Origin of the sequence: Pseudarthrobacter sp. MEB009 (genome assembly GCF_030208875.1) — a bacterium.
Classification (GTDB): Bacteria; Actinomycetota; Actinomycetes; order Actinomycetales; family Micrococcaceae; genus Arthrobacter.
In genome coordinates this window covers 104,190-126,799 of record NZ_JARVTC010000013.1, presented here as the reverse complement: position 1 = coordinate 126,799, position 22,610 = coordinate 104,190, and the positions used below count along the sequence as shown (strand labels likewise).

Genomic DNA, 22,610 nt, shown 5'->3' with positions numbered 1-22,610 from the left:
AACGATGTATCCGGAACGCGGCAGGATCACACGAAGGAGCCCTTGATGGCGGTCACCATGAATGACGTTGCACGGGCGGCCGGTGTTTCGCTGAAAACTGTCTCCAACGTGTTGAACGACTACGAGTTCATCAGGCCCGCCACGAAGCAGCGGGTCGAGGATGCCATTGCCGAGCTGGGCTACGAAGCCAACCTCACCGCCCGGAGCCTGCGCTCCGGTAAGACCTCCATGCTGGGCCTGGTCCTGTCCGACCTTTCCGCGCCGTACTACGCGGAGCTGGCCTCCCGGCTGATGACGGCAGCCTCCCGGCGCGGCTACCGCGTCCTTGTGGAGCAGTCGGGCGCCGGGCAGGCCGCGGAACGCAAGGCCCTGCAGGGCCCCTTCCGGCAACTGACGGACGGCCTGTTGTTCACGCCGCTGGCGATGGACGCGGACGACATCTCCGCCCGGGTGGGCACCAAGCCCCTGGTGATGCTGGGCGAGCACGTGGTGGATCCGCGCTTTGACCTCGTGACCATGAAGAACCAGGAAGCCGCCGCCGCCCTCACCCGGCACCTGCTGGCGGGCGGCCGCCGCCGGATCGCCGTCCTCGGGGCACACGCGGACGAGACTGCCGGCGGTGGCGGGCTGCGGCTGACCGGCTACCGGGAAGCCCTCGCCGAGGCGGGTGTCCCCTTCGACCCCGCGCTTGTCACCAAGGGCGACTGGCGCCGCGACGCCGGGGCAGCCGCCGTGGCAGGCCTGCTGGATGCCGGGGTGGAGTTCGACGCCGTGTTCGGGCTGAACGATGCACTGGCCCTCGGCGCCATGCACGAACTGCTGATCCGGGGCGTGCGGGTGCCGCAGGATGTTGCGGTGGCAGGGTTCGACGACATCGACGAGGCCCGCTTCGCCTCACCCTCCCTGACCACCGTCTCGCCCGGCATGGACGAGATCGCCGAGCGGTCCATCAGCCTGCTGCTGGACCGGATCAGCGGGACCGAAACGGCGGCGTCCGGAGTCCACGTCGAGGCTGCGTTCGAGCTGAAGATCCGGGAATCTGCGCCCTAGCCGGGCCCTGGAGAGCGGCCCATTACACGCCTGAAACGTCCCCGAAACCTTTGACACTTAGTGTGGTGCCACCCACAGGCCGTTGAAGGGAAGTCCATGCATCTGATGCCGCGTGAGCAGGAGAAGCTCCTGATCGTGGTGGCCGCCGACCTGGCCCGGCGGCGCCAGGGCCGCGGACTCAAGCTCAACCATCCCGAAGCCGTGGCCATCATCAGCTACGAGCTGATCGAAGGGGCCCGGGACGGCCGCACGGTGGCCGACCTGATGAGCTACGGCACCACACTGCTGCGCCGGGAGGACGTGATGGAAGGTGTCCCGGAGATGATCCATGACGTGCAGATCGAGGCCACCTTCCCGGACGGCACCAAACTGGTCACCGTCCACGACCCCATCCGCTGAAGGGCACCGCCATGATTCCAGGAGAGTACATCCTCCGGCCTGAGCCGGTCACAGCAAACGCCGGCCGGGATGCGGTGGAGGCGCAGGTGGTCAACACCGGCGACCGGCCGGTCCAGGTTGGCTCGCACTTCCACTTCGCCGAAGCCAACGCCGCCCTCACCTTCGACCGCACGGCAGCATACGGCCGCCGCCTGGACATCCCCGCCGGCACCGCCGCACGGTTCGAACCCGGGGACTCACGGACCGTCCGGCTGATCGCCCTGGCCGGCGCACGCGAGGTGTTCGGGCTCAGCAACGCCGTCAACGGCCCGCTCGACGGCGGCCGGCCCGGAACCGTGAAGGAACCCGCATGAGCTTCGAGATTCCCCGCCGGCAATACGCCGACCTGTACGGGCCCACCACCGGCGACCGGATCCGCCTGGCGGACACCGAACTGTTCCTCGAAATCGAGCAGGACCGCACCGTTTACGGCGAGGAGGTGGTGTTTGGCGGCGGGAAAGTGATCCGCGACGGCATGGGCCAGAACGGCCAGGCCACCCGCGATGAGGACGTCCCGGACACCGTGATCACCAACGCCGTGATCCTGGACAGCACCGGAATCTACAAAGCGGATATTGCTCTCAAGGACGGCCACATCCTCAAAATCGGCAAGGCCGGCAACCCGCAGATCACGGACGGCGTGGACATTGTGATCGGCGCCAGCACCGAGATCATCGCCGGGGAACGGAAAATCCTCACCGCCGGCGGCGTGGACACCCACATCCACTTCATCTCCCCGGACCAGGTCCCCACCGCCCTCACCAGCGGCGTGACCACCATGATCGGCGGCGGCACCGGCCCGGCCGAAGGCACCAAAGCCACCACCGTGACCCCCGGTAAATGGCACATCCAGCGGATGCTGCAGGCGGCGGAGGGACTGCCCATCAATATCGGGCTGTTCGGCAAAGGCCACGCGTCCGCCGTCGAACCCCTCGCCGAGCAGATCCGGGCCGGCGCGATCGGGCTGAAAGTCCACGAGGACTGGGGCTCCACCACGTCCTCGATCGACATGTCCCTGACCGTGGCGGACCAGTACGACGTCCAGGTGGCCATCCACACCGACACCCTGAACGAATGCGGGTTTGTGGAGGACACCATCCGGGCCATCGGCGGCCGGGTCATCCACACCTTCCACACCGAAGGCGCCGGCGGCGGCCACGCCCCCGACATCATTAAAATCGCCGGCATGCCCAACGTCCTGCCCGCCTCCACCAACCCCACCCTGCCGTACACCCGCAACACCATCGAAGAGCACCTGGACATGCTGATGGTGTGCCACCACCTGAACCCGGACATCCCGGAGGACGTGGCCTTCGCCGATTCCCGCATCCGCGCCGAAACCATTGCCGCCGAGGACGTGCTGCAGGACCTGGGCGTCTTCGCCATCACCTCCTCCGACTCGCAGGCCATGGGCCGGGTGGGCGAGGTGATCACCCGCACCTGGCAGGTGGCGGACAAGATGAAAAAGCAGCGCGGCGTGCTCAAGGACCCCGCCGGCGGAGCCCACGGCGCCGCTGCGGGCCTGGGCGCGGAAAGCGACAACTTCCGGCTCAAGCGTTACGTGGCGAAATACACCATCAACCCCGCCATCGCCCAGGGCATCGCCGACTCCGTGGGTTCCGTGGAGGAAGGCAAATTCGCTGACCTGGTCCTGTGGGATCCAGCATTTTTCGGCGTCAAACCTGAACTGGTCCTCAAAGGCGGGCAGATTGCCTATGCCCTGATGGGTGACGCCAACGCCTCCATCCCCACCCCTCAGCCGCGCACCATGCGGCCCATGTTTGCCACCTTCGGGAAAGCCCTGCAGCAGTCCTCCATCACCTTCCTGTCCCAGGCCGCCATCGACGCCGGCGTCCCCGCGGAGCTGGGCCTGGAAAAGGTCATCCGGCCGGTCTCCGGCATCCGCACCCTCACCAAAGCCGACCTCAAGTACAACGACGCCACCCCCGACATCCAGGTGGACCCGGAAACGTACCAGGTGACGGTCGACGGCGAGGACGTCACCTGCGAGCCCTCCGACGTGCTGCCCATGGCGCAGCGATACTTCCTCTTCTAACCCCGGGAGCCCCCGCATGATCATCGAAAAAGTCCTCGGCAACCTGCACGAACTCCCCGACCCACACACCTACGCCGGCCTGCACCACGAAAAAGTGGTGCTGCCCAGCGCGCAGCTGGTCAAACGCATCCAGCGCGCCACCACCGACCACGGCAAGGAACTCGGCATCCGGCTGCCCTCCGGATCCGGGGACCTGCGCGACGGCGACATCCTGCACGTCTCCGGCAACAACCTGATTGTTGTCTCCGTCCTGCCCACCGACGTGCTGGTCATCGCACCCCGCACCCTCCACGAGATGGGCGTGGTGGCCCATTCCCTGGGCAACCGCCACCTCCAGGCCCAGTTCTTCGACTCGACCTCCGACTACGCGGCCGAGGTCATGGTGTGCGCCTACGACCACACCGTCGAGGACTACCTGCTCCACGTCGGCGTGCCATACTCCCGGCAGGAACGCGTTCTGCCCGTGCCATTCCGCCATGCTGAGCACAGTCACTAGGTCTTTCCGCTTTCCGGCGGCTTGGGACGCCGCGAGGGATATGGGGCCGTGCCCGTCCCCAGCCGCTCCCAACCCTCGCAAGCTCGGGTCGGGGCCCTCGCGGCAGTGGGCCCCCCGCGGTGCCCGCCACGCCGCGGCCCCATTTCCCTCGCGTCGCTTACGTTCCTCACCTTTGGCGGTGGTTCAGTGAGCGATTATCAGCTGGCCCTTCAGCAGCTCACTGACTCTGCCCTTCCTACCGGGGCTTTTGCCCACTCTTTGGGGTTTGAGGCTTATTTGGACCGGGAGCTTGTTTGGGATGAGGCTTCCTTTGGGGCCTGGCTTGGGGCGTTTATTTCACAGTCGCTGACTTATTCCGATGGGTTGGCCATCCGGTTTTTGTATGAGGGGTGGAATGTTGCGGAGTTGGATTCGCTGTTGTCCGCTTCGCTGCTGCCGCGGCAGGTCCGGGAGGCCAGCGCCAAGATGGGCGGCCGGCTTCTGGAAATCGGCGGCGAAATCTTTCCTTCCGCTGAACTGGCGCTGTACCGGGACCTGGTGGGCGGCGGCCGCGCGGTGGGGCACCAGCCGCTGGCGTTCGCCGTCGTCGCCCGCTCCCTGGACGTGCCGCTGGCGGAGGCGCTGGCCGCCTACCTTTTCGCCACGGTGACGTCGCTGACGCAAAATGCCGTCCGCGCCATCCCGCTGGGCCAGAACGCCGGGCAGCGGCTCCTGCGGGAGGCGGCCGACGGCGTTGCTGCCGCCGTCGAACGCGTCAAGCACCTCACACCTGACGACTTCGGCGCCGTCAGTCCCGGCCTGGAAATTTTTCAAATGCGGCACGAGCGTCAACGTGCCCGGATGTTCATGAGCTAGCAGGAGGAAACCCATGAGTGAACCCATCAAAATCGGCATCGGCGGACCGGTGGGCGCCGGCAAAACCCAGCTGGTGGAGCGCCTCACCCGGCACATGAGCGGCGACATTTCCATGGCCGCCATCACCAACGACATCTACACCATCGAGGACGCCAAAATCCTGGCCGCCAACGGCATCCTCCCCGTGGACCGCATCATCGGCGTGGAAACCGGCGGCTGCCCCCACACCGCCATCCGCGAAGACACCTCCATGAACACCGCGGCCATCGAGGAGCTCAAGGCCCGCCACCCCGACCTGCAGGTCATCTTCGTTGAATCCGGCGGTGACAACCTCTCCGCCACCTTCAGCCCCGAACTGGTGGACTTCTCGATCTACATCATCGACGTGGCCCAGGGCGAAAAGATCCCCCGCAAAGCCGGCCAGGGCATGATCAAGTCCGACCTCTTCATCATCAACAAAACCGACCTGGCCCCCCACGTCGGCGCGGACCTCAACGTCATGGAGCGGGACTCCCGCGAGTTCCGCGGCGCCAAACCCTTCTGCTTCACCAACCTCAAAACCGACGAAGGCCTGGACGCCGTCATCGAATGGGTGCGGCGCGACGTCCTGATGCTCGACCTCGCGACATGAGCACCGGCAGTTCCGTCGTTGACTCACCTTGGGCGGCGCCCGCGGATGAAGGGCGCCGTGCCCGCTCCGCGGTGCCCGCCACGCCGCGGCCCCCTTCATCCGCGGCCGCTAAGCGCCCGGCGAGGGGTCAACTGGAGCTGGGCATCGAGATGCGCGGAGGAAGGTCGATCGCGTCCAGTCAGTACCATCGAGGTGCTCTTCGCGTGTTGCGGCCGCATTACCTTGATGGCTCCGGGCAGGTTTGCTACGTCGTTGTGAATCCTGGTGGGGCTTACCTTGGGGCTGACCTATTTTTGCTGGATGTTGAGGTCCGGGCCGGGGCTGATCTTTTGCTGACCACTCAGTCGGCTACCAAGGTTTACCGGACTCCCGGGTCGTTTGCCGAGCAGCGGATGGCTGTGCGGCTGGGGGAGGGCGCCAGGCTGGAGCTGATGCCGGACCAGCTGATCGCCTACCGCGAGGCCAGCTACCGGCAACATTCCGCGTTTACGGTTCGGCCGTCGTCGGCCCTGGTGATGGCCGAGGTGGTGACCCCTGGCTGGTCGCCGGACGGCGCCGCGTTCGGCTACGAGGAAGTCCGGCTCCGGAACGAGGTGCGGGTCCTGGCTGACGACGGCGGCTTGGAACTTCTGCTGCTCGATAACCTGTTGATCCAGCCGCCGGCACGCGACGTCACGGGCCTGGGCTTTATGGAAGGCTTCAGCCATCTGGGCTCCCTTGTGGTGGTGGACGCCCGGGTTGACCAGGCGCTCGCCGACGAGCTGCACCTGCTCACCGCCGGGTTCGACGCCTTGGCCGGTGTCTCACTCACCCGGACCGTGGCGGGAACCACGGGCCTGGTGCTGCGGGCCTTGTCTGACAGTACCGGTGAGCTCAACCGGCTGCTCGCTGCCTGCACCAACCTGCTCCGTGCGCGCTGGCACGGACAGGAACCCCTGAACCTGAGGAAGCACTGATGACCGCCATGACCCACCTCGCCACCTTCTACCGCGAGCGGGAAGCCCTGCCCATCCGGACCCGGCTGATGTTTACCTTCGGCGCCGTGGCCCTGCTTCATGTTGCCGCCGTTGTGCTGTTGCTGGTGGGCGGCGGCGGCGCGCCCGGCGGGCAGGTCCTCACCTTGGGCCTGCTGCTCACCGCCTACCTGGCCGGCGTCAAGCACAGCTACGACTGGGACCACCTGGCTGCGATCGACAACTCCACCCGCAAGTTCGTGGCGCAGCGCCAGGACCCGGTCAGTGTCGGCTTCGCGTTCAGCCTGGGACACAGCTCGGTGGTTACCCTTGCGGGGATCCTGGTAATCGCGGGCGCCGCCGCGGTGGGCGAATCCATGCAGGAGGGGACAACCGGCAACCTGGTGCTCGGGTTGATCGGGAGCGGCGTCTCGGGCCTGTTCCTGCTGGCCATGGGCCTGTTCAACGGATCAGCGTTCACCCGCTCCGCGCGCGCCTACCGCAGGGCCCGGGCCGGGGGCGCCATTGAGGCGCGCGACCTGGAGCCCGCGGGCCTCGTGGCGAAGCTCCTGGCCCGGCCGCTGGCCAGGGTGCGGCGGCCACGGAACATCTACGTGATCGGATTCCTGTTCGGGCTGGGGTTCGACACCGCCACGACCATCGGGTTGCTGATGATGACCACTGCCGCGTCCCTGGCCGGGGTACCACCCATCGCCCTGCTGGCCCTGCCGCTCGCTTTCACGGCCGCGATGACCCTCTGCGACTCCCTCAACGGAGTGGCGATGATGCGGATGTACCGGTCCGCGCTTGATGACCCGCAGCGCAAACTGGGTTTCAACGCCGCGGTGACCGGCATTTCAGCCGTCTCGGCCCTGTTCATCGCCGTGATCACGCTGGGCGGCTTCTTCGACGCCGCGTTTGCCCTGGACGATCCGCTGACCGGATGGCTGGGGTCGATCGACCTGGGCGAAGCGGGCCTGCTCCTGGTGGCCCTGCTGCTGGCCGTGTGGGCTGCGGCGGCGTTGCTGGGCCGCTCCGGAAACTCCCCGGCCGCATGGCTCAGGCGGCCATCCCGTCCTTGACCTGGGAGCGGTGCTGCAGGGTGGCCGCTGCCTGCCGGGGTGCCGACCGGCGCAACGTGACCCGGCCGCCGTCCGGCACTGTCGCATCCGCCACCAGGTGCACGCCGTGCCCGATCAGCACTCCGGCGCCGATCCGGGAGTGGCTGCCCACTTGTGCCCGGTTCCCGACGATCGACCCCTGGCCCACGCGGACGCCGGCGCCCACCACGGCCCGGTCGCCGATCTCAGCGTCGCGGCCGATCCAGCTGCCGGCGCCGATCCTGGCGCCCGATCCCACGCGGGCGCCCTGCTCCACATAGGCCATGGCGCCGATGTGCGCGCTTTCGGCCACCATCGCGCCGGGCGCAACAAGCCCGCCGCCGTTGGCATGCCGGGCGTACCGGGTGATCTTGCCGGCGTCGTCTTCCACTGATTCAAATTTGGCGTTCATGTACTTCCTTGTCCATTCAATGGCGTACCAGACTCTCAGTTAACGGTCCGGAACCGTGAAGGATTCCCGGGACGGCAACGTTTTCCGGTGTCCGGCCCCACGGCGGGGGGTCTGTGTTTCCTGCGACGGGCTTCCTAGACTGGAGCCATGATCACTGTTGCCGGAAGCGTTGAAACCAAACTGTCCGCGGATAAGGCCTTTGCCTTCCTGAGCGAGTTCGAGAACACCAGCCAGTGGGACCCCAGCACGCCGGTCATGGACAAGCTGACACCCGGCCCGGTGGCAGTGGGCCACAAGTACCACGCAGAGGCCGAGTTCCGGGGAAAACGGCAGTCACTCGAGTACGTTGTGATTGAACTTTCCGCAGGCCATATCAAGCTCCGCGGCCACAACAAGACCGTCACCGCACTGGACACCATCGAGGTCCGGCCCGCCGGCACCGGGTCCGTGGTGGACTACAAGGCCGAGTTCAGCATCAACGGCCCGGCCAAAATCATCCAGCCACTCCTGAAACCGGCATTTATGTCGCTCCGGGACCCGGCGCTGGACGGAATCCGGGACAAACTCAACTCACTGGCCGGTGCCTGAGTCCCGCTGAGCCGGGCCGGTTAACCGCCGGGCCGCTTAACCTTCCAGTTGCCCGGCGGTCGCCGCCTCGAAAAATTCGCGGATCTCCCGGCGCGGGTCGAACGCCACGCTCACGTCGGCATCCAGGACCACGGTGGCGCGCTGGGCGCCGTATTCCGGCCACTCCGCTCCGGGCAGCACCGGGATCCCCGTCGCGGCGAAGGCTGCCCACGCGGAGCTCATCGTGTCGCCAAGGGCCTGCGGTGCCGTGCCCCTGGTGAGGAATGCCGACTCCGGTGAGTTGAGGTGCCGGAACACAAAGGCGATCTCCAACGCATGGCAGGAGCCCAGCCGGCCGCCCATGGCAGGGCTGGGCCAGGTAAACAGGTACGCATGGTTCCGGCCAGGGACAGTGCCGGCCGCAGCACTGCCGGCCCACTCCTCCCGGGCGGCCAGCAGGCGGTTGCTGGGCTGGCGGTACACCGAGTCCGCGATGGCAGCCTCCAGCAGCACCTTCCCGTCGGATGCTGGTGCAGCGCCGGGGGCCGCGGCATGGACCCGGCCCAGCGCTTCGGCGTAGCCCGCGGCGTGGGCACGCGGGATTCCCGCGCCGGCCAGAACGGATGCCACCCGATCAGTGAACGCGGGTCCGGCCGGGTTGTCGGGCCGCAGTTGCACACTGAAGGAGCCTTCATTCAGGTTGGTCCCGATCAGCAGGTCAACCCCGCCGTTCAGCCCGGCCCGGACCGCCTCCAGCGGCGGCCGCGGCAGGGCCGGCGTGCCCACCGTGGGCTGGAACGGCAACGGCACGGCATATGACGACGCTGCCGTGCGCTGCACCAGCTTTTCCTGCGCGGCAAGGAGCTCCGCCACCGGAAAATCCAGCAGTCCGGCAGCGGACCCGCTGTCCAGGCCGCACAAGGACAGGAATTCCGTGGTGAGCCGCGCGGAATCCGCCGGGGTGCGGTACCGCTCGGCCGTGCCGCTCTGCATCACGGCCCGCCGGAAAAGACCGTCCGACGCCGGCATGCCCAGCACGGTGCCGATGGCTGCGGCGCCCGCGGACTCGCCAAAGACGGTCACGTTCTGCGGGTCGCCGCCGAAACCGGCAATGTTCCGGCGCACCCAGCGCAGCGCTGCCAGGATGTCCAGCAGGCCAACGTGGGACGAATCGGCGTACTCAGGGCCCAACAGCTCCGGCAGATGCAGGAAACCCAGCGCACCCAGCCGGTAGTTGACGGCCACCACAACGGCACCCGCGGCGGCAGCCAGGGCGCCGCCGTCGTACATGGCATCGCTGTTGGCGCCGCTGAGGTAAGCGCCGCCGTGGACCCACACCAGCACTGGTCGGTCAGACCCGGCCCCGGATTCCGGCGTCCACACGTTGAGGTTGAGGCAGTCCTCGCTCCAACGCCTGGGCGTGGAGCCCGGCGGTGCCTGCAGGTCGGGGTTCTGCGGCGCGGCGGGGCCGGGGCCGGCAGCGTCCCTGATGCCCGGCCAGGCAGGGGCGGGAACAGGCGGACGGAAACGCTGCCCGCCGGTGGGCGCGGCGTAGGGAATTCCGAGGAACCGGTGGACCAGGGTGCCGTCCACAGTGGCGGTGGTGCCTTGGACAGTTCCCTGCTGCGTGTGGGCAAGCTTCATGGGTGCCACGTTACGGGGTGGCCGCGGGTAGGGTGGAGTCACCGTTTGGCAGTGAGCGGCCATAGTGATGTGGCTTTCCTTAAAGACGGAGGGGAAAAATTCTTGGCTGACGCCGAATGCCCGGACAGCGGGCTGTTTGCTGCTGTGGCGGCGCATGTGCAGGACCTGGTCCTTGCCGACACCGATGCCGAGGGCCTCCTCGCAGCTGTCGCCGGTCATGCGGCCACCGCGCTGGGGACCCCGGAGTGCGGCCTCTGGTGCGGGATCAGCCTGGCCCGCCCCAAGAAGCCCCTGGTGGTGGTGGGAAGCGATCCGCGCGCCCGGCTCCTGATGCTCCTGGAAGGCAGGAACGGCGACGGGCCGGGGGTGGACGCGGACCGTTCAGGCGCCGGCGTCCTGAGCCCGGACCTGTCCCTGGAAGAGCGGTGGCCCGATTATGCCGGCGCGGCCCGCCGGCAGGGGATCGCTTCTGTCCTCTGCCTGCCACTGCAGCTCGACGACGACGCCACCGGCTTGGTCAGCATCTACAGCAGGCGCCGGGATGGGTTCGCCGACGGCGGCTTTGAGCGGGCCGAAGGTTTTGTGGCCCAGGCATCCAAGGGCCTCACCCTGGCGCTGCGGATGACCAAACTGCGCGAGACCCGTGACGGCATGAGCGCCGCCATGAAGTCCCGCACCGTGATTGACCTTGCCACCGGCGCCATCATGGCCCAGAACAAGTGCGACCAGGATTCGGCGTTCCGGGTGCTGCTGAACGCCTCCAACAGCCGCAACCTGAAACTCCGGGACGTTGCGGGAGCGGTCATCACCTCAGTGGCAGGTGAAGGCCGGGTCATTACCTACTTCGACGAGTAGGGATCCTGGAAATCCGTGGGGCGGCCGGCCAACGGGAAATCGCTGAGCGGCACCCTGCCCAGCAGGCTGTTGGCTGCGCAGTGCTCGTTGATGGCCTGCGCCAGGGCGTCCCTGTCCTTGGCGGGCAGCTTCAGGTTCCCCGCCAGGTAGGACCGGAGGTCCTGTTCCGGGGCATCGCCACCCAACGCGATGTATTCCAGCCAAAGGTGCGTCGGATCCAGGCCGTGTTCGGTGATGACACCGCCGGTCAGTACCTGCTGGTCCGCCTCATCCATGGTCCCGTCCTCAGTCTTGGAAAGTATAGATCGCAAGGCATTCGGAGCGGACGGGCCGATGGATGGGTGGACTTCCAAACTTTTTTCAGACCGGCTGCGATACTTGGTCCTGGGCCATCCGGCCCAGCCAGCGCGCGCTTTCCTTGGGGGTGCGTTGCTGGGTGGTCCGGTCCACGGCAATGAGGCCGAACTTGGGCCCGTACCCGAAAATCCATTCGTAGTTATCAAACGCTGACCAGGCGATATACCCTCGGACATCGATCCCGTCCGCGAGGCAGGACGCTACCCCGGCCACCGCGGTTTCTAGGTATGCCACCCTCTGGGCGTCGTCATCGGTGGAGAGCCCGTTCTCCGTGACGATCACGGGAACCCCTGCCACCCGGGCAGCCTCCCGGATGGTGGCTTCGAGAGCCTGCGGATAAATTTCCTCACCGCTTTGGTTGGTCGGGGCGCCGGCCGGAGCCGGCGCCAGGCCCCCGGCGCTGAATACCGTCCGCCCGTAGGTCTGGATCCCCACAAAGTCGTCGCCCCGCGAGGCCAGCAGGAAGCGTTCGTTGACGTCCCGGCGCACCTGGTCGGCCCGTTCGGCGCCGCCGTCCACGGACTGGATGTCCGAGTTGGCAAGGGTCCAGCCCACCAGCAGGTCCGGCCGGTGGGCCTTGATGGCGGCCGTTCCGGCCCGGTGCGCAGCGACGCCCACCTCGAAGGCCGCCTCAGAGGCTGCGAACTGGAAGTAGGAGACCTGCTCCGCAGGGATGCCCAGCTTTTCGCCGGCAGAGACCCACATGGGCAGGGAGCCGCGCTGCCCGGGGGCTGCCACCGGAAGGCCGAAGTTCGCCAGGAGGGGGCCGAGGTTGGGTTCGTTCAGGGTGCAGGCCACGCCGATCAAATCACCCAGGTGGGCCATGACCCGGTCGCAGTAACGGGCAAAGAGTTCAGGGGTGCGGGAGTCCTCCCAGCCACCGGCCTGCAGCAGCCACCGGGGGGAGGTGAAGTGGTGGAACGTGACCACCGGTGTGAGGCCGTGCTCGTGGCAGGCCAGCAGGACCCGCCGGTAGTGCTCCAGTTCCGCGACGGAAAAGAGCCCCTCGGCGGGTTCAATCCGGGCCCATTCCAGCGAAAAGCGGTAGCTGGTGAAGCCCAGCCCGGCGATCAGGGCGATGTCCTCACGGTAGCGGTGGTAGTGGTCGATCGCATCGCCGGACGGCTCCGCGAAGGACGTTCCCGGCAGGTGTTCCAGGAACCAGGCGTCGCTGTTGACGTTGCCGCCGTCCACCTGGTGGCCGGCGGTGGCTACGCCCCAGAGGAAGTCCTGCGGGAACTGGGATTGGGTGGCCATGTTGATCCTTTCGTAAGGGGCGCCCGCTGACGGGCGCCGGGCGTCGCTGCCCTTTTATCCATCCTCCAGCCCGGCGTGACCGGCGCCACAATACATTTTCAATCAATGACATTGTCATGTCCGCGGGAATTCGCTGCGGCTGATCCTTGAGGGGAGCCAGGCAGCTGCCGGCACACCACATGTTTACTTTCTCCGTTGTCCAACACGAATGCGAAGGCGCACCAATGAGACTTCAGACCACCAAGAGCCGGGGGAGCGCCGCCGTCCTGGCCGGCGCCCTGCTGATGGGTTCCCTGGCTGCCTGTGGCGGCGGCACCCAGACTGCCAACACGGCCGTTGACAAAACCACCCTGACCATCGGCGTGGAGAGCGACTCCGCGTCGTTCGGCTACGACCCCATCCGGGTGGCTGACGCCCAGCGCCAGTTTATGGAAGGACTCTACGACACCCTCCTGGACCTGCAGCCGGACGGCTCCGCCGGCCCCGGCCTGGCGTCCGCCTTCGAATACAACGCGGACAGCACGGTGCTGACGCTGACCCTCAAGGAAGGTGTCACCTTCACCGACGGCTCCACCCTGGACGCCGCCCTGGTCAAGGCAAACCTGGACCGCCGCACGGACGCCGCGTTGAGCACCTACTCAGCCATCGCCAAGGGCGGGGCGCAGGAAATCAGCAGTGTCGACGTCGTCAGCCCCACCCAGGTGGCCATCACCTTCGCCAAGGCCCAGCCGGGCTTCGAGAAGAACCTGACCTCCACCATGGGCATGATCGTCGGCAAGACCGGCGTGGCCGACTCCGCCAGCTTGGCCACCAAGCCGGACGGCTCCGGCCCCTACACCCTTGATGCCAGCACAGTTAAGGGCAACAAGTACGTGCTGGTCAAAAACGACAAAAATGCCGACGCCGCCGATTACGCCTACAACAAGATCGTCTTCAGCGTCATCCTGGACCCGCAGGCCCGCGCCAACGCACTGGTCTCCGGCCAGGCCGACGTCGCCCAGCTGACCTCTCCCACGGTGGACTTCGCCAAGTCCAAGGGCGTGGGGGTGTCGCAGATCGGCGGCACCGTCCAGACCATGATTTCCTTCGACAAGACCGGCAAGACTGCTCCCGCCTTCGCAGAGGAGAAAGTCCGCCAGGCCATCCAGTACGCCATCAACCGCAAAGCCCTGGTGGACGCGCTCCACAAGGGTGACGTCCCGGCCTGGAACGCTTTGCCCAAGGATTCCGCCGGCTTCACCACGGAGCTGGACACCCGGTTTGCCTACTCCCCGGAAAAGGCCAAGAGCCTGCTCGCGGAAGCCGGCTACGCCAACGGCTTCGAGTTCACCATCATCGCCGGCGCCCAGACCCAGACCGACCTGCAGGCCATCCAGAAGGACCTCGCTGCCGTGGGCATCACCATGAACGTGAAGATGGCCGCCTCCACGGACGAGGCATTCGCCGCCGTCGCCACCACCCCGCTGGGCTACGCGCCGCTGACCTGGGACAACCCGCTGGGCCTGATGTACGGGGCCATCCTGAACGGCTTCACCAACGTCCAGAAGGCCACCGATGACCAGCTGTCCGCCGCCACCGGAGAGGTTGCCGCTGCCAAGGACGACGCTGCCCGGAAGACGGCACTGACCAAGCTCAACACCCGCCTGGTGGAGTCCGGCTGGATGATCCCGCTGTTCGAGTCCCTCTCCAATTGGGGCTACAACACCAAGAAGGTCTCGGAAGTGGAGTTCGCAGGCTCCAACTCCTACCCGCTGCTCTCGTCCTTCAAGCCCACCAACTGACACAACCCCGCCGGGCGCGGCTTCCGCGGAAGCCGCGCCCGGCCTGACCAACGGAGGTCACCATGGCATTGTTCGTCGCCAAGCGCCTGTTGATGGCGCTGGCCACCGTGCTGGTGGTTGCGGTACTGGCATTCCTGCTGGTGCACGCGATGCCCGGCAGTCCCGGAGCGGTTTCGCTGGGCGCCGGCGCCTCACAGGAAGCCATCGATGAGGTGAACCAGCGCCTCGGCTGGTCCGATCCGCTGTTCAGCCAGTTCTTCCGCTGGCTGGGGGACGCGGTTCAGGGCAACCTGGGCACCTCGCTGATCGACGGCCGGTCCGTCAGCGCGGACCTGGCGTCCCGACTGCCGGTTACCGCTTCCCTCGCCGCCGGCGCCACACTGCTCAGCGCCGTCCTGGGCATCGCCCTGGGCGTCACAGCCGCAGTCCGCGGCGGCCTGCTGGACCAGGTGATCGGCGGGTTCATGGGACTCCTCGTGGCCCTGCCGGCGTTCTGGATCGGCATCATCTTCGTCTACCTCTTCGCCGTCCAGTCCTCAGTCTTCCCCGCCACCGGCTACGTCCCGTTCGAGGTTTCCCCGCAGGACTGGGCGCTGTCCCTGGCGCTCCCGGTTATTACCCTCGCCGTAGGCGGGGCGGCGTTCATCGCCCGGCAGACCCGGGCCTCCATGCTCGAGGCGCTGCAGCAGGAACACATCCGGACCCTCCGCGCCACGGCCACGCCCACCTGGAAAATCCTCTATGTCCACGCTTTGCGCTACGCCTCGCTGCCCATCGTGGCCGGGATCGCGCTGCAGTTCATCGGCCTGTTCGGCGGTTCGGTCATCGCCGAGCAGCTGTTCGCCATGCCGGGCCTGGGCCAGGCCGTCCAGACCTCCGTCAGCACCCACGACGCCCCCGCCGTCCAGGGCGTGGTGGTGATCGCCACCGTGGTGGTGGTCGCCGTCAACCTGGTGCTGGAACTCGCCACCAAGTTCCTCGACCCGAAGTTGCGTGCCTCATGATCCCCAACGTTGCCCCCGCCCCAGCAGATTCCACCGCGACGCCGGCCCTTGCCCCGGCGGGCACCCCCGGAAAGGCAGCCCTCACCAGGTTCTCCCGGCACCGGCTTTTCGCCTCGCCGGGCGCCGTGGCCGGGCTCATCTGGCTGGCCGCCATAGTGGCCGCCTCCCTGACGGCGCCGCTCTGGCTGCCGTTCCGGACCGAGGACCAGGATTTCACCGCCGTCCTGTCCGGCCCCACCGCCGCGCACTGGCTGGGCACCGACGAACTGGGCCGCGACATCCTCAGCCGCATTTTCGCTGCCGCCGCCGGCACCCTGGGGACCTCAATGATCACGGTGCTGGTGGGCGTCGGCCTCGGGACCATCCTTGCGATGGCTGCGGCCGGGGCGGGCGACCGCGCCGAGGCGGTCATCAGCCGCGTCACGGAAGTCATGATGTCCCTGCCGGGAACCGTCATCATCCTGGCAGTGATCGGCGCCGTGGGCACCAACATCCCCCTCATCATGGCCATCCTGGGTGTCCTGATCTCCGCCGGCATCTACCGGGTGATGCTGGGCCAGGCGAAGTCCCTGCAGTCCCAGCTCTACGTGGATGCCGCCAAGGTGGACGGCATGGGTGCCCTGGGCATCAGCCTCCGCCACGTGTTCCCGGGCCTGGTCAACACCATCGTGGTCCAGGCCGCGCTGATCTTCGCCGTCGGCATGCTCATCCAGGCAGGCCTGGCGTTCATCGGCTTTGGCCCGCCCATCCCCGAGCCCAGCTGGGGCGGCATGATCCAGGGCGCTTCCCAGCACGTCTATGACGCGCCATGGATGATGGTCCCCACCGGCGTGGTGCTGGCACTGACAGTGCTGGCCGCCAACGCGATCGGCAACGCCCTGGGCAAGGCGCCCAACGCGGCCGCCTCCCACCTGCCCTCCGCCGCAGCGCGCCGCCAACGGGCCAAGGCAGTGTCCGCCGCGGGCGCCGCCGACGCGCCGGACGGCCTGGCGAAGGGCCTCCTCAGCGTCCGCAACCTCTCCGTAGGTGTGGACAACGGTGTCCGCCTGGTCACGGACGTCTCCTTCGACGTCGAGCAGGGCACCGTCCTGGGCCTGGTGGGCGAATCCGGTTGCGGCAAGACCATGACCGCGCTGGCGCTCCTGGGCCTGCTGCCCTCCGGCGTATCTGCAGCCGATGGCCGGATCCTTTGGAACGGCATGAACCTTGCCGCCGCCACGGACAAGGAAATGGAAGGCATCCGCGGCCGGGACATCGCCCTGATCTCGCAGGAACCCATGCGGGCGCTGGACCCCATGTTCACCGTGGGCTACCAGCTCACCGCCACCATCCGGCGGCTCCGCGGCATGGGCCGGAACGCTTCCCGCGCCGAAGCCCTCAGCCTGCTGGAGAAGGTGGGCATCGTGGACGCCGCCGGGATCCTGAAAACCTACCCGCACCAGATCAGCGGCGGCATGGCCCAGCGCGTTGCAATCGCCCTGGCCCTGGCCGGGAAACCCCGGCTGCTGGTGGCAGACGAGCCCACCACCGCCCTGGACGTCACCGTCCAGGCCGAGATTCTCTCCCTGCTCCGGGGCCTGGTCAAGGAAACGGGGATGTCCGTGGTGATGGTGACGCACGACCTTGGTGTGGTGGCGGACATCTGCGACCAGGTGGCAGTGATGTACGCCGGCCAGGTGGTGGAAAACGGCCGGACGGCCGACATCCTCGATGACCCGCGGCACCCGTACACCCTCGCGCTGCTCGCCGCCGACCCGCACGCCAACCACACGGACATGCCCGAGCGCCTCGCCACGATTCAAGGCCAGGTCCCGCAGCCCAAGGACTGGCCCTCCGGCTGCCGCTTCGCGGCCCGCTGCCAGTTTGCCGGCTCGGCGTGCCTGGCTCCGGTTCCGCTGCTGTCCTCCGGAACCGGCTCGGGCCTGGTCCGGTGCGTCAAGGCGGACGAACTTGCCGTCGAAGGCCTGGACTGGGTGGCCACCGACGTGGCACCCCACCGGCTGCTGGACCTGTCCCCGAAACAGCTGAACGTCACCGAAAAGGACCTGGCATGAGCATCGAAACACCGGCCCGGACCGGCACCACCACGGCGCCCATGCTGGCGGTCAAGGACCTTGTGGTCCGCTACGGCCGCGGCCGGAAAGCCGCGGCTTCGCCGGCAGCCGTCGATGGCGTCAGCTTCGACATCGCGCCCGGCGAAACCGTGGGCCTGGTGGGGGAGTCCGGCTCCGGAAAGTCCACCATCGGCAAAGCCATCCTGGGACTGCAGAAGGTCTCCGGCGGCTCCATCGCCTACCAGGGCACGGACATCACGGCCGCCGGGCCCGGCCAGCGCCGCGCGCTTGGCGGGGAACTCCGGGCCGTCTTCCAGGACCCCAACTCTTCCCTGAACCCGCGCAACACCGTGGGCGCTTCCCTGATGGAACCACTCAAGCTCCGCGGCGCCGCAGCGGCGGAGGCCCGGAGCAAGGCGGAAGACATGCTGGAACGTGTTGGCCTGCCGCGGGACGCGGTGGACCGCTACCCCAGCCAGTTTTCCGGCGGCCAGCGCCAGCGGATCTCCGTGGCCCGGGCCCTGATCTGCGATCCCAAGCTGGTGGTCTGCGATGAGGCCGTCAGCGCGCTGGACCTTTCCACCCAGGCCCAGGTGCTGAACCTGCTCGCGGACCTCAGGGACGAGCGGGGCCTGAGCTACCTCTTTATTGCCCACGACATCGCCGTGGTCCGGTTCCTCGCCGAACGGGTGGTGGTCCTCTACCGCGGCCAGGTGATGGAAAACGGCCCCGCCGATGAGGTCACCGGCAACCCGCGGCACCCCTTCACGCAGGCGCTTGTGGCGGCTTCGCCCGTACCCCGCCCCGCCGAACAGGCCGCCCGCCGCGAGGCACGTGAATCCCTGGGCATCCGGACCGGCGCGGCAGCCACTCCCGGGCCCGGCGGATGCCCGTTCCGGCTCCGCTGCCCCCTCGCCACGGACCTGTGCCGCGACGAACGCCCTGCCCTGCGCCGCGTCGGCGGCGCCGACGTAGCATGCCACTATGCCTGAACACCTTTTTCCACCCGCACTTTCAGAACGGATCCCCATGACGTCCACCCCGTGGCAGGCAGCCATGATCACGCCCACCCAGGAGTTCGACGGCGCCCCGCGGCTCCGGAAGGAGTTCGCCCTGGACACGGGCCACGGCGCCGTGGCCTCAGCCACCCTGCGGGCCACCGCCTTCGGCGTCTACGAGGCTTTCATCAACGGCAGCCCGGTGGGGGACGACGTCCTGAGCCCTGGCTGGAGCTCCTACGAATGGCGGCTCCGCTACCGCAGCTACGACGTCACCGCCCTGCTGGGACAGGAGAGCGTCCTCGGCGTGGAACTGGGCAACGGCTGGTACCGCGGCCGGCTGGCCTGGCACGGCGAGTCCAACCTGTACGGCAGTGAGCTGGGGTTTTTCGGCCAGCTGGACATCACCTTCGCGGACGGCCACGTCCAGACCGTCGCCTCCGATGACACCTGGCAGGCAGGCCCGTCCGCCACCACGTTCAACGACCTTTACGACGGGCAGGTTGTGGACGCCCGCCGGGTCCAGCCAGGCTGGTCGGCTCCCGGTTTCGCGGCAGCGTCCGACGGCGGGTGGGCCGGGGTACGGACCCTGGCGTTCGACGCCGGCCGGCTGGCAACGCCGGTTGGCCCGCCCGTGGTGCGCACCGGCGTCGTCCGTCCCGTGGAAATCCTCACCTCACCCACCGGCAAAACGCTGGTGGACTTCGGCCAGAACCTGGTGGGCTGGCTGAGGTTCACCGTCCAGGGCGAGGCCGGCGCCGCGATCACCCTGCGGCACGCAGAGGTCCTTGAAGACGGTGAACTGGGGGTCCGGCCGCTCCGCTCAGCCAAGGCGGCGGACACGTTGATCCTCTCCGGTGGCAGCGACTTCTTCGAGCCCACCAAAACATTCCACGGGTTCCGCTACGCCGAGGTCACGGGCTGGCCCGGCACCCTCACCACGGATTCGCTCGAAGCCGTGGTGGTGCACTCGGAGCTGGAGCGGATCGGTGAGTTCGAATGCTCCAACCCGCTGGTGAACCAGCTGCACAGCAACATCGTGTGGGGGCTGCGCGGGAACTTCCTCGACCTGCCCACCGACTGCCCGCAGCGGGACGAACGGCTTGGCTGGACCGGCGACATCGGTGTGTTCGCCCCCACCGCCGCGTTCCTCTACGACGTGCAGGGCTTCCTGCAGGACTGGCTGCTGGACCTCGCCGCGGAGCAGGAAGCCGCGGACGGGCTGGTCCCCATCACCGTCCCGGACGCGCTGAAATACTGCCCGCAGCCGCCCGAATTCCCCAAACCCGAGTCCTCCGCCCTGTGGAGCGAAGCGTCAGTCTGGGTGCCGTGGGCGCTGTGGGAAGCCTACGGCGACCTCGGCGTGCTGCGGAACCAGTACGCCTCGATGGCCTCGCACACCCGCCGGGTGGAAACGCTGCTGTCCCCCGAAGGGCTGTGGGACCAGGGCTTCCAGTTCGGCGACTGGCTGGACCCGGACGCCGCGCCGGACCAGCCGTGGGCTGCCAAGGCCGACACCGGTGTGGTGGCCACCGCCTGCCTGTACCGGACGGCCCGGATCACTGCGGAAACGGCCCGGCTGCTGGGCAAACCGGAGGAATCGGAGTACTTCGAAGCGCTCGCGGCCCGCGTGCAGCGGTCGTTCGCCAAGTACTACGTGGCCGCTGACGGCACCATCCACAGCGACTGCAGCACCGTGTACGCGCTGGCCATCGCGTTCGACGTGCTGGAAACCCCGGAACTGCGCGACTTCGCCGGCAACCGCCTGGCCCAGCTGGTCCAAAAGAACGGCTACCGCGTGTCCACTGGATTCGCCGGGACGCCGTTCATCACCCACGCGCTCACGGACACCGGCCACCTGGAAGACGCCTACCGGCTCCTCCTGGAGGAGGAGTGCCCGTCCTGGCTGTACCCCGTGACCATGGGCGCCACCACGGTGTGGGAACGCTGGGATTCGATGCTTCCGGACGGATCCATCAACCCCGGCGAGATGACCAGCTTCAACCACTACGCCCTGGGCGCCGTGGCGGACTGGATGCACAAGGTGGTGGGCGGCATCAGGCCGCTGGAGCCGGGCTACGCCAGGATCCTCATTGCCCCGCAGCCCGGCGCCGGCATCGACTGGGCCCGGACCAGCCTCGCGACGCCCGCGGGGCAGGTCCGGGTTGATTGGCGGATGGTGGACGGCCGGCTGGCCGTGGAGGCCACCGTCCCGGCCGGCGTGAGCGCCGACGTCGACCTGCCGGGCCGGGAACGGTTCACCATCCAGGGCGGCAGCCACGTGTTTTAGCCCTTGACGGCGCCCTGCGTGACACCTTCCATGACCCATCGCTGGCAGAACAGGTACACGATGATGGCCGGCGCCATGGCCATCAGGTACGACGCGAAGGACACGTTGTAGTTGTTGCTGAACTGCGTCTGGAAGATGCTCTGCACCACCGGAAGGGTCTGCAGGGCAGGGTCCGAGGTGATCAGCGACGGCATCATGAAGTCGTTCCAGGAGGCCAGGAAGGCGAAGATCCCCACCGTGGCGCTCATGGGCGCCAGCAGCGGGAAAATGAGCTGCCAGAACGTCTGCCAGGTGCTGGCGCCGTCGATCCTGGCGCTTTCCTCCAGTTCCGCCGGGATGGAACGGAGGAATGCCGTGAACAGCAGGATGCTGAAGCTGAGCTGGAACATGATGTGCAGCAGGACCACGCCGGCGGGGTTGTCCAGGCCCACCAGGCCGGTCAGCTGGATCTGGGGGAGTGCCACCACGGGGAACGGGATGAACATCGCAGCCAAAAGGTAGAAGAACGAATACCGGAACAGTTTGCGGTCCCAGTTCCGGGAAATGGCGAACGAGGCGAGGGCGCCCAGGATGACGGTACCGGCGACGGTGCCGGCCGTGATGAGCACGGTGACTGCGAAGGCTGCAGGGAAGTTGGTCAGGTTCCAGGCGGTGGTGAAGCCTTCGAGGCTGAAGGGCGCGGGCAGTGAGAAGGCGTTGCCGTCCACTGCCTGCGCCTGGGTTTTGAACGCCATGGAGATGGTCACGTACAGCGGCACCACAACGGTCAGCGCGCACAGCACCAGGATGGTGGTCAGCGGCCAATTGGCTTTGTCGCCGCGGCTCCGGGGTGACGCTGCGGCGCGGCGGGGTGCCTTGGTGCCGGCGGCCGTCGCGGTTTCGGCGCCCTCGATGGCGGGGGTGTTGAGGATGGTCATCAGAGCGCGTTCCTTCCGCGGGTGATCCGGAGCTGGAGCAGGGAAATGGCCACCACGATGATGAAGAACATGGCGGCGTTGGCCATCTGGTAGGCGTAGTCGCCGCCGGTGAACCCGGTGACGATGGTCATGGGGATGCTCCGGGTGGCGGTGCCCGGGCCGCCGTTGGTGAGGCCCACAATCACGTCATAGGCGTTAAGGAAGTTCTTGAAGCCCAGCAGGACGTTGATCACGATGTAGCCGGCCACCAGGGGCAGCGTGATCCGGACCAGCTGCGCGAACTTGCCGGCGCCGTCCAGGTCGGCGGCCTCATAAACGTCGCCGGGAATTGCCAGGAGGCCGGCGATGTAGATCAGCAGCGTTCCGGGAATGGCCTGCCAGGTGGTGACAAGGACGACGCCGATCCAGGCCAACTCAGGATTGGCAAGGATGCTTTCACTCAGCCAGCCCACACCGGCCGCCTGCCCCAGTTCCGGCAGCGAGTTGGAGAACAGGAAGTTGAAGACGTAGGCGATGATGATGCCGGAGATGACCATGGGGATCACGAAGACCGCGCGCAGGCTGGTCTTCAGCCTGATCTTGGCGGTGAGCCCCACCGCCAGGAGGAAGGCCAGGACGTTCACCAGGACCACCGTCACGGCCGCGAAGCCGAAGGTGAACAGGTAGCTGGCCAGGACGGCGGGGTCGGAGAACAGGGCAACGTAGTTGATCAGGCCCACAAAGTCCCAGTCGCCGAACCCGATGGAGTTGGTGAAGCTGAAGAAGATGCCGATGATGGCGGGCAATGTGATGGAGAGGGTGAAGAGCACCAGGCTCGGGACGAGGAACGCGTAGTAGATCTTCTCCACTTTGCGTTTGGGGCGGGGGGAAAGTGTTGTTGCTGTCATCGCCTGTT

The 22,610-nt window shown here is 67.6% G+C and carries 22 protein-coding genes; 16 read left to right on the top strand and 6 right to left on the bottom strand.

Annotated elements, in window-relative coordinates:
- Positions 1–45 precede the first annotated feature (45 nt).
- From QRN07_RS11800 to QRN07_RS11760, 9 genes are all read left to right on the top strand, one after another.
- The gene (locus tag QRN07_RS11800) at positions 46–1,050 is read left to right on the top strand and encodes a LacI family DNA-binding transcriptional regulator (protein ID WP_050684207.1); all 1,005 of its coding nucleotides are present in this window, start codon (positions 46–48) and stop codon (positions 1,048–1,050) included.
- A gap of 96 nt (positions 1,051–1,146) precedes the next feature.
- Positions 1,147–1,449: an urease subunit gamma gene (locus QRN07_RS11795; RefSeq protein WP_050684208.1), complete on the top strand. Its 303-nt coding sequence runs from the start codon at positions 1,147–1,149 to the stop codon at positions 1,447–1,449.
- A gap of 11 nt (positions 1,450–1,460) precedes the next feature.
- Complete coding sequence (locus tag QRN07_RS11790; RefSeq protein WP_050684209.1) at positions 1,461–1,802, top strand: urease subunit beta; 342 nt, start codon at positions 1,461–1,463, stop codon at positions 1,800–1,802.
- Positions 1,799–3,544: an urease subunit alpha gene (gene ureC, locus QRN07_RS11785; protein ID WP_050684210.1), complete on the top strand. Its 1,746-nt coding sequence runs from the start codon at positions 1,799–1,801 to the stop codon at positions 3,542–3,544. Before QRN07_RS11790 ends, ureC begins: the two co-directional genes overlap by 4 nt.
- 16 nt (positions 3,545–3,560) lie before the next feature.
- Complete coding sequence (gene ureE, locus QRN07_RS11780; protein ID WP_050684211.1) at positions 3,561–4,040, top strand: urease accessory protein UreE; 480 nt, start codon at positions 3,561–3,563, stop codon at positions 4,038–4,040.
- A gap of 186 nt (positions 4,041–4,226) precedes the next feature.
- On the top strand, positions 4,227–4,895 hold the full coding sequence (locus QRN07_RS11775; RefSeq protein WP_285241110.1) for an urease accessory protein UreF: 669 nt from the start codon (positions 4,227–4,229) through the stop codon (positions 4,893–4,895).
- Positions 4,896–4,908: 13 nt separating this feature from the next.
- The gene (gene ureG / locus QRN07_RS11770; protein ID WP_050684213.1) at positions 4,909–5,526 is read left to right on the top strand and encodes an urease accessory protein UreG; all 618 of its coding nucleotides are present in this window, start codon (positions 4,909–4,911) and stop codon (positions 5,524–5,526) included.
- Positions 5,523–6,482 carry an urease accessory protein UreD gene (locus tag QRN07_RS11765; protein ID WP_432245438.1) on the top strand — a complete coding sequence of 320 codons (960 nt, stop codon included), beginning with the start codon at positions 5,523–5,525 and terminating at the stop codon, positions 6,480–6,482. Before ureG ends, QRN07_RS11765 begins: the two co-directional genes overlap by 4 nt.
- Complete coding sequence (locus QRN07_RS11760; RefSeq protein ID WP_285241109.1) at positions 6,482–7,561, top strand: HoxN/HupN/NixA family nickel/cobalt transporter; 1,080 nt, start codon at positions 6,482–6,484, stop codon at positions 7,559–7,561. Before QRN07_RS11765 ends, QRN07_RS11760 begins: the two co-directional genes overlap by 1 nt.
- Here the strand turns inward: QRN07_RS11760 and QRN07_RS11755 are convergent.
- Positions 7,539–7,991, bottom strand: coding sequence for a DapH/DapD/GlmU-related protein (locus QRN07_RS11755; RefSeq protein WP_285241108.1), 453 nt, complete (start codon positions 7,989–7,991; stop codon positions 7,539–7,541). The two genes, QRN07_RS11760 and QRN07_RS11755, sit on opposite strands and share 23 nt — an antisense overlap.
- Positions 7,992–8,138: 147 nt before the next feature.
- On the opposite strand from QRN07_RS11755, the gene QRN07_RS11750 reads away from it, so the two are divergent.
- Positions 8,139–8,579: an SRPBCC family protein gene (locus QRN07_RS11750; protein WP_056601578.1), complete on the top strand. Its 441-nt coding sequence runs from the start codon at positions 8,139–8,141 to the stop codon at positions 8,577–8,579.
- A 36-nt stretch (positions 8,580–8,615) separates the two neighbouring features.
- Here QRN07_RS11750 and QRN07_RS11745 read toward each other — a convergent pair whose 3' ends face one another.
- Positions 8,616–10,202 carry a carboxylesterase/lipase family protein gene (locus QRN07_RS11745; RefSeq protein WP_285241107.1) on the bottom strand — a complete coding sequence of 529 codons (1,587 nt, stop codon included), beginning with the start codon at positions 10,200–10,202 and terminating at the stop codon, positions 8,616–8,618.
- Between the two features lie 102 nt (positions 10,203–10,304).
- Here QRN07_RS11745 and QRN07_RS11740 point away from each other — a divergent pair, with 102 nt between their 5' ends.
- Complete coding sequence (locus QRN07_RS11740; RefSeq protein ID WP_050684275.1) at positions 10,305–11,057, top strand: GAF and ANTAR domain-containing protein; 753 nt, start codon at positions 10,305–10,307, stop codon at positions 11,055–11,057.
- On the opposite strand, the gene QRN07_RS11735 is transcribed toward QRN07_RS11740, so the two are convergent.
- Together QRN07_RS11735 and QRN07_RS11730 are read right to left on the bottom strand one after the other, a co-directional pair.
- Positions 11,042–11,332, bottom strand: a complete 291-nt coding sequence (locus QRN07_RS11735; RefSeq protein WP_056601572.1) for a hypothetical protein — start codon at positions 11,330–11,332, stop codon at positions 11,042–11,044. The genes QRN07_RS11740 and QRN07_RS11735 overlap by 16 nt on opposite strands.
- 85 nt (positions 11,333–11,417) lie before the next feature.
- Positions 11,418–12,671 (bottom strand): glycoside hydrolase family 1 protein, encoded by a 1,254-nt coding sequence (locus QRN07_RS11730; RefSeq protein ID WP_056601569.1) that lies wholly within the window; start codon positions 12,669–12,671, stop codon positions 11,418–11,420.
- Between the two features lie 224 nt (positions 12,672–12,895).
- On the opposite strand from QRN07_RS11730, the gene QRN07_RS11725 reads away from it, so the two are divergent.
- From QRN07_RS11725 to QRN07_RS11705, 5 genes are all read left to right on the top strand, one after another.
- Positions 12,896–14,452 carry an ABC transporter substrate-binding protein gene (locus QRN07_RS11725; RefSeq protein WP_285241106.1) on the top strand — a complete coding sequence of 519 codons (1,557 nt, stop codon included), beginning with the start codon at positions 12,896–12,898 and terminating at the stop codon, positions 14,450–14,452.
- A gap of 62 nt (positions 14,453–14,514) precedes the next feature.
- Positions 14,515–15,456, top strand: coding sequence for an ABC transporter permease (locus QRN07_RS11720; RefSeq protein ID WP_050684221.1), 942 nt, complete (start codon positions 14,515–14,517; stop codon positions 15,454–15,456).
- Entirely contained in the window at positions 15,453–17,510 is a 2,058-nt protein-coding gene (locus QRN07_RS11715) for a dipeptide/oligopeptide/nickel ABC transporter permease/ATP-binding protein (RefSeq protein ID WP_285241105.1), read from the top strand. The genes QRN07_RS11720 and QRN07_RS11715 overlap by 4 nt, the downstream gene beginning before the upstream one ends.
- Complete coding sequence (locus QRN07_RS11710) at positions 17,507–18,502, top strand: oligopeptide/dipeptide ABC transporter ATP-binding protein (protein WP_285241104.1); 996 nt, start codon at positions 17,507–17,509, stop codon at positions 18,500–18,502. The genes QRN07_RS11715 and QRN07_RS11710 overlap by 4 nt, the downstream gene beginning before the upstream one ends.
- Positions 18,503–18,539: 37 nt before the next feature.
- Positions 18,540–20,798, top strand: a complete 2,259-nt coding sequence (locus QRN07_RS11705) for a glycoside hydrolase family 78 protein (protein WP_285241103.1) — start codon at positions 18,540–18,542, stop codon at positions 20,796–20,798.
- Here the strand turns inward: QRN07_RS11705 and QRN07_RS11700 are convergent.
- Both QRN07_RS11700 and QRN07_RS11695 read right to left on the bottom strand, forming a co-directional pair.
- On the bottom strand, positions 20,795–21,715 hold the full coding sequence (locus QRN07_RS11700) for a carbohydrate ABC transporter permease (RefSeq protein WP_056601552.1): 921 nt from the start codon (positions 21,713–21,715) through the stop codon (positions 20,795–20,797). The genes QRN07_RS11705 and QRN07_RS11700 overlap by 4 nt on opposite strands.
- Positions 21,715–22,602 (bottom strand): carbohydrate ABC transporter permease, encoded by an 888-nt coding sequence (locus QRN07_RS11695; RefSeq protein ID WP_285241102.1) that lies wholly within the window; start codon positions 22,600–22,602, stop codon positions 21,715–21,717. The genes QRN07_RS11700 and QRN07_RS11695 overlap by 1 nt, the downstream gene beginning before the upstream one ends.
- Between the last annotated feature and the right edge of the window lie 8 nt (positions 22,603–22,610).